This is a genomic window from Jatrophihabitans sp. (assembly GCF_036000465.1).
Lineage (GTDB): Bacteria > Actinomycetota > Actinomycetes > Mycobacteriales > Jatrophihabitantaceae > Jatrophihabitans.
In genome coordinates this window covers 84,058-90,204 of the sequence record NZ_DASYFV010000070.1, presented here as the reverse complement: position 1 = coordinate 90,204, position 6,147 = coordinate 84,058, and the positions used below count along the sequence as shown (strand labels likewise).

The window sequence follows — 6,147 nt, the reverse complement described above, 5'->3', positions numbered from 1 at the left end:
CGAAGGCCACACCTATGGGTCATTCACTCGCGGAGCTCGCTCATGACCGCCCTCCGCTGCGCTCCGGCCGCCGAAGGCCACACCTATGGGTCATTCACTCGCGGAGCTCGCTCATGACCGCTGTGGTCCGGCGTCGGCGGCCGGCCCTGGCTCTCGCCGGCGCCGGGCTCAGCCTCGGCGTGAGCGGGTACGTGGTGGGCTCGGCCCTCGAGCACGTGGCCGGCAACCGGATGGCGCCGTGGATCATCGGCCGCGCGGCCGGGGTCGCGGCCTACCTGCTGCTGGTCGCGCTGGTCGGGCTCGGGCTTGTCCTGTCGCACCCGGCGCGGGCGCGGCTCGGCGGCTCGACGCCGGCCCGCATCCGGGCCCACATCGCGCTCGCGCTGTTCACCCTCGGCTTCACCGCGCTGCACGTGGTCGTGCTCGCGACCGACCGCTACGCCGGGGTCGGCTGGTGGGGCACGCTGCTGCCGATGCGCTCGACCTACCGTCCGGCCGGCGTCACCCTCGGGCTGATCGGCGTCTGGACCGGCGTGCTCGCCGGGGTCACCGCGGCCGCCGCCGGCCGGCTGCCGCGTCGGCTCTGGTGGCCGCTGCACAAGGTCGCTGCCGCCTCGCTGGTTCTGATCTGGCTGCACGGCGTGCTGGCCGGCGGCGACACCCCGGCCCTGCTCGCCCTGTACATCGGCACGGGCGTGCTCACGCTCGTCCTCGCCGCCTCGCGATACACGGCCGGCCGGCGGGTGGCCCGATGAACGCCCCTCTGCGGCTGCGCCGCAACGACGAGTCGGTGCCGCTGCTGGAGCACGAGGTTCGCTATCTCGGCGGCCACGGCGGCGCGTTCACCGACCTCGAGCCCGACTCGCTGCGCACCCACCTGCGGCGCTTCGGCCCGCGGCCGCAGCGCGACGCCGACGACCTCATCGCCGACCTCGAACGCCTCGCGCTCACCGGCCGCGGGGGCGGGCACTTCCCGGCGGCCCGCAAGTGGCGGGCCGCGCAGGGTGCCACCGGACCGGTCACCGTCGTCGCCAACGGCGCCGAGGGCGAACCGCTGAGCCGCAAGGACACCGCCCTGCTCGAACTGCGGCCCCACCTCGTCCTGGACGGGCTGGCGAGCGCGGCCGAGGCCCTCGACGCCGAGGACGCCGTGATCTGGCTGCACGAGGGCGACCACCCGGCCCGCTCGGCGGTCGCGCGGGCGCTCGCCGAGCGTCCGGCCGGCGATGTCGCGCTGCGCCTCGCCGTCGGCCCGGACCACTACCTGACCGGCGAGACCAGCGCGGTGGTGCGCGGGCTCGCGGGCGGGCCGGCCCTGCCGACGTTCCGTCGCGTGCCACTCGCGCGGGGCGGGCGCGACGGCCGCGCGGTGCTCGTGCACAACGTCGAGACCCTCGCCCGGATCGGCCTGGTCGCCCGCGGCATCGAGCCGGCCGAGTCGGTGCTCGTCAGCGTCGGTGGCCCCGGGGCGATCGTCGTGCTCGAAGCCGGGCCGAACTGGTCGGTGCTGGACGCCGCGCGGGCCGGCAGCGGCGACCGCCCGGTGCAGGCGGTGCTGCTCGGCGGCTACGGCGGCAGCTGGCTCAGCCGGGCCGACGCGGCCCGGCTGCCCCTGCACGAGCCCGCGCTGCGGGCGGCCGGGGTCTCGGTCGGCGCCGGCGTGATCGAGGTGCTGCCCGACGGACGCTGCGGCATCGCGCGGGCGGCGGCGATCGCCCGCTTCCTCGCTGACAGCAGCGCCCGGCAGTGCGGCCCGTGCCTGTTCGGGCTCGACGCGATCGCCGACTCGATGGCCGCGCTCGCCAAGGGCGGGCGGCGGCACCGGCGCGAGGCCGATCGGGTGCGGAGCTTCGTCGCCGATGTGCGCGGCCGGGGCGCCTGCCATCACCCCGACGGCGCGGCCCGGATGGTCACCTCCGCGCTCGAGGTCTTCACCGCCGAGGTCGACGAGCACCTGCACGGACGGTGCCGCCATGCCTGACGCGCGCCTGCGGCTCGATCCGATCGCCTGCGACGGCGTCGGCATCTGCGCCCATCTCGCCCCCGACATCGTCCGGATCGATCGCTGGGGCTACCCCATCGTGACGAGCGGCCCGCTCGACGAGCGATCGGCCCGGCAGGCCCGCGCCGCGGTGCGCGCCTGCCCGCACAAGGCGTTGTTCCTCGACGAGGCGGCCGTCGCGCTCGAACGTTGATACGTAGGTATCGCGGTTCAGCTGTCGACGGTCGCCTTCTTCGCCACCTTCTTGGCCGGCGCCTTCTTGGCCACGGCCTTCTTCGCGGCCGTCTTCTTGGTCGCGGCCTTCTTGGCCGGCGCCTTCTTGGCCGCCTTGCGCGGAGCCTTCTTGGCCGGGCCGCGGGCGCGACGGTCGGCGAGCAGCTCGGACGCGCGCTCGTCGGTGATCTCCTCGATCGAGTCGCCCTTGCGCAGCGACGCGTTCGTCTCGCCGTCGGTGACGTAGGGGCCGAAGCGGCCGTCCTTGATCACCATCGGCTTCTCGGAGATGGGGTCCTTGCCGAGCTCGCGCAGTGGCGGAGCGGCGGCGGCCTGGCGACCGCGCTGCTTCGGCTGGGCCAGCAGCGCCGCGGCCTGCTCCAGGGTCACCGTGAACAGCTCGTCCTCGCTGGTGAGCGAGCGCGAGTCGGTGCCCTTCTTGATGTACGGGCCGTAGCGGCCGTTCTGCGCGGTGACGTCCTCGTTCTCGAGCTGCCCGAGGACGCGCGGCAGCGTCAGCAGCTTCTCGGCGTCGGCGAGCGTGATCGTGTCGAGCGACATCGTCTTGAACAGCGACGCCGACTTCTCGCCGTCGCTGACGTACGGGCCGTAGCGGCCCGAGCGGGCGGTGACCTCGCGGCCGTCGGCGGTCTGGCCGAGCTCCCGGTCGCCGGACGGCGCGTTGAGCAGCTCCTCGACCTTCTCCGGGGTCAGCTCGTCGGGGGCGATGTCGTCGGGCAGCGACGCGCGGCGCTCGGAGTCCCCCGTGCCGCTCTGCAGGTACGGCCCGTAGCGACCGACCCGCACCACGACGCCCTCGTTGCCGATCGGGATCGAGTTGACGCCGCGCGCGTCGATCTCCTCCAGGCGCGCGGCGATGAGCCGCTTCAGACCGCCCTGCGCCGAGATGCGCTCGGAGTCGGCCGGGGCGGCATCGCCCGAGCCGAAGTAGAACTTGGTCAGCCACTCGACCCGCGAGCGCCCGCCGCTGGCGATGTCGTCGAGGTCGTTCTCGACCGAGGCGGTGAAGCCGTAGTCGACGAGGCGGGAGAAGTAGGACTCGAGCAGGCCGATGACCGCGAACGCCGTCCAGGTCGGGACGAGGGCCGGACCCTTCTTCCACACGTACCCGCGGTCCTGGATCGTCTGCATGATCGAGGCGTAGGTGGACGGCCGGCCGACGCCGAGCTCCTCCATCGCCTTGACCAGCGACGGCTCGGTGAAGCGCGACGGCGGCGAGGTCGTGTGGCCGGTCGGGTCGAACTCGCGCGGGTCGAGGGCGTCGCCGCGGGTGACCTGCGGCAGCCGCTTCTCGGCGTCGTCCTTCTCACCCTTGTCGTCGGTGTCCTCGACGTAGGCGCGCAGGAAGCCGGGGAAGGTGATCGTGCGGCCGCTGGTGGTGAACACGACCGACTCGTCGGACGCCGACGTGCCACCGAGACGGATCGACAGCGTGGTGCCGACGGCGTCGGACATCTGCGAGGCCAGGGTGCGCTGCCAGATCAGCTCGTAGAGGCGGAACTCCTCCGACGACAGCTGGTTGGCCACCTGCCCGGGCGTGCGGAACGAGTCGCCGGCCGGGCGGATCGCCTCGTGCGCCTCCTGGGCGTTCTTCACCTTGCGGGTGTAGACGCGGGCCTCGGCCGGCACGTAGGCATCGCCGTAGAGCTCGCGGGCCTGCGACCGGGCGGCGGTCAGCGCGGTCTCCGACAGGCTGGTCGAGTCGGTGCGCATGTAGGTGATGAAGCCGTTCTCGTACAGCCGCTGGGCCGTGCGCATGACCTGCTGGGCCGACCAGCGGAACTTGCGGCCGGCCTCCTGCTGCAGCGTCGAGGTCATGAACGGCGCGTACGGACGCCGGCGGTACGGCTTCTCCTCGACGCCCTGGACGGCGAACGCGCGGCCGGCGAGCCGGGCGGCCAGGCCGCGGGCCCCGGCCTCGTCCAGGTGCAGGACGTTGGACGGCGCGCGACCGGTGGCGGCGTCGAAGTCGCGGCCGGTGGCCAGGCGGGTGTCGTCGACGCTGACGAGCGTGGCCGTGAACGTCTCGGGGTCGTTCGGCTTGGGCGAGGCCGGCGCGAACGTGCCGACGACGTCCCAGTAGTCGGCCTTGTGGAACGCCATCCGCTCGCGCTCGCGCTCGACCACCATGCGGGTCGCGACGGACTGCACGCGGCCGGCGGACAGCCCCGGCAGCACCTTCTTCCACAGCACCGGGCTGACGCCGTAGCCGACGAGCCGGTCGAGGATCTGGCGGGTGCGCTGGGCGTCGACGAGGGAGGTGTCGATGTCACGCGGGTTGTTCACGGCGGCGGCGATCGCGCTCGGGGTGATCTCGTGGAACACCATGCGGCGCACCGGCACCTTGGGCTTCAACGTCTCGACCAGGTGCCAGGCGATGGCCTCGCCCTCGCGGTCCTCATCCGTGGCGAGGTAGACCTCGCTCGCGTCCTTCACCAGCGCCTTGAGCTTGGTGACCTGCTGCTTGCGGTCGGCGCTGACGATGTAGAGCGGCTCGAAATCGTTGTCGACGTCGACGCCGAGGTTGGCCCAGGGCAGTCCCTTGTACTGCGCCGGGACGGAGGCGGCGTTCGGCGGGAGCTCGCGGATGTGCCCGATGGAGGCCTCGACGACATAGCCCGAGCCGAGGTAACCCCCGATCGTCTTCGCCTTGGCCGGCGACTCGACGATCACCAATCTGGTGCCCGTCTGCCCCGACTTTCCCGCCACGTCAGCTCCCTGCGCTCGTCACCGAGGGTGGTCACCCCCGTCGCCGCGGACGGTACAGGACACGCGCAACCGGGTGGTTCGGAACGCCTGCCGGAACTCAGCCGCCCACGCCGGGTACCGAGGAGACCGGCCACTCGCGGGCCCCGCCGTCCGGGGCGGCGCCGAGCAGTTCGACCAGGCGCCGCAGCCGCCGCGCCGAGGTGACCCGCCAGCCGGGGCCGCCGCGCTGGGCCAGCGACACCGCCGCCACGCCGAGCCGGGAGAGCTGGGCCCCGGCCGCCTGGTGGATCGGGTCGTCCGGTTCGGCCGTCGCCAGCAGGTAGCCGACGTCGTCGACCCGGCCGGCCGCGATCGCCCACAGCCGCAGTCCGGCCGCCCCGAGCTGGAAACCGGCCGGCAGGCCCTGGTTGGCGCCGCGGGTCCACCGCTGGGCGAGCGCGACGAGGTCGGGGGCGAAGGCGGTGCGCACCCCGAAACCGCCGGCGGACTCGACGACCGCGTCGGCCCCGCCGACCGCGCGCCGGACGAACTCGGCGGCGAGCGCGTCCGCGCGCCAGCGGTCGGCGACAACGACGGACAGCCGGGCCCCGGCGGCCGAGCGCACCCACTGGGCGCCGGCGAGCAGGAGGCCTTCGAGATCGTCGAGGGTCGGCGTCGCCGCCTCGGCCCCGAACAGGGAGAACTGGGTCATGCCGTCCTCCCCTCGTGGTTCTCTCTCAGGCCAGCTCCGAGCTGTACACGCACCAGGAGGTAGCACCCTCCCGGCGAAGCAAGAGCGTAATGGTCTCCAGGTTGTCGTCCTGGAAGAACACGTGGCCCGTCACCTGCGCCGTCGAGGGCGCCCGCTGGACGTCGAGTTCGAGGGTCGAGCGGATGGTGTCGAGGACGGCCTGGGTGAGCGTGACCTGCTGCTCGCTGCACACCAGCGAGCGCAGACCGGGCAGGCTGTGGGCCTGCATGTCGGCGAAGAAGGCGATCCCGACCTTCTCCGGGTCGGCCCGCTTCGCCAGTGGCATCGCGCCCGGCGGGGCGGTCGGCGCGGTGGCGCTCGGCGCCGGCCGGGCCGGGCCGTCGCTCCCGCCGAGGGCGATGGCGGCGCCGATCCCGCCGGCCACCACCACGGCGGCCACGGCGGCGGCGATCAGCCGGGGGCGGCGATTCACCTCGGCGTAGGCGCTCGGCTCCCAGGCCGGGCCCATCCG

6 protein-coding genes are annotated in these 6,147 nt (G+C 73.9%); 3 read left to right on the top strand and 3 right to left on the bottom strand.

Translation table 11 applies throughout. The annotated features are described in order from the left end of the window. The first annotated feature begins 113 nt into the window (after positions 1-113). Genes VGN18_RS19395 through VGN18_RS19385 form a run of 3 tightly spaced genes read left to right on the top strand, consistent with a single transcriptional unit; the run spans position 114 to position 2,195 of the window. Positions 114-755, top strand: a complete 642-nt coding sequence (locus VGN18_RS19395) for a hypothetical protein (protein WP_327541371.1) — start codon at positions 114-116, stop codon at positions 753-755. Further along, positions 752-1,981 (top strand): NADH-ubiquinone oxidoreductase-F iron-sulfur binding region domain-containing protein, encoded by a 1,230-nt coding sequence (locus VGN18_RS19390; protein ID WP_327541370.1) that lies wholly within the window; start codon positions 752-754, stop codon positions 1,979-1,981. The genes VGN18_RS19395 and VGN18_RS19390 overlap by 4 nt, the downstream gene beginning before the upstream one ends. Further along, a complete protein-coding gene (locus VGN18_RS19385; protein WP_327541369.1) occupies positions 1,974-2,195 on the top strand; it encodes a ferredoxin in 222 nt (73 codons plus the stop codon). Before VGN18_RS19390 ends, VGN18_RS19385 begins: the two co-directional genes overlap by 8 nt. 17 nt (positions 2,196-2,212) lie before the next feature. Here the strand turns inward: VGN18_RS19385 and topA are convergent, their stop codons facing one another. From topA to VGN18_RS19370, 3 genes are all read right to left on the bottom strand, one after another. Further along, positions 2,213-4,945, bottom strand: a complete 2,733-nt coding sequence (gene topA, locus VGN18_RS19380; RefSeq protein WP_327541368.1) for a type I DNA topoisomerase — start codon at positions 4,943-4,945, stop codon at positions 2,213-2,215. A gap of 97 nt (positions 4,946-5,042) precedes the next feature. After that, a complete protein-coding gene (locus VGN18_RS19375; RefSeq protein ID WP_327541367.1) occupies positions 5,043-5,636 on the bottom strand; it encodes a hypothetical protein in 594 nt (197 codons plus the stop codon). Positions 5,637-5,661: 25 nt separating this feature from the next. Beyond that, positions 5,662-6,144, bottom strand: a complete 483-nt coding sequence (locus tag VGN18_RS19370) for a hypothetical protein (protein ID WP_327541366.1) — start codon at positions 6,142-6,144, stop codon at positions 5,662-5,664. Positions 6,145-6,147: the final 3 nt, after the last annotated feature.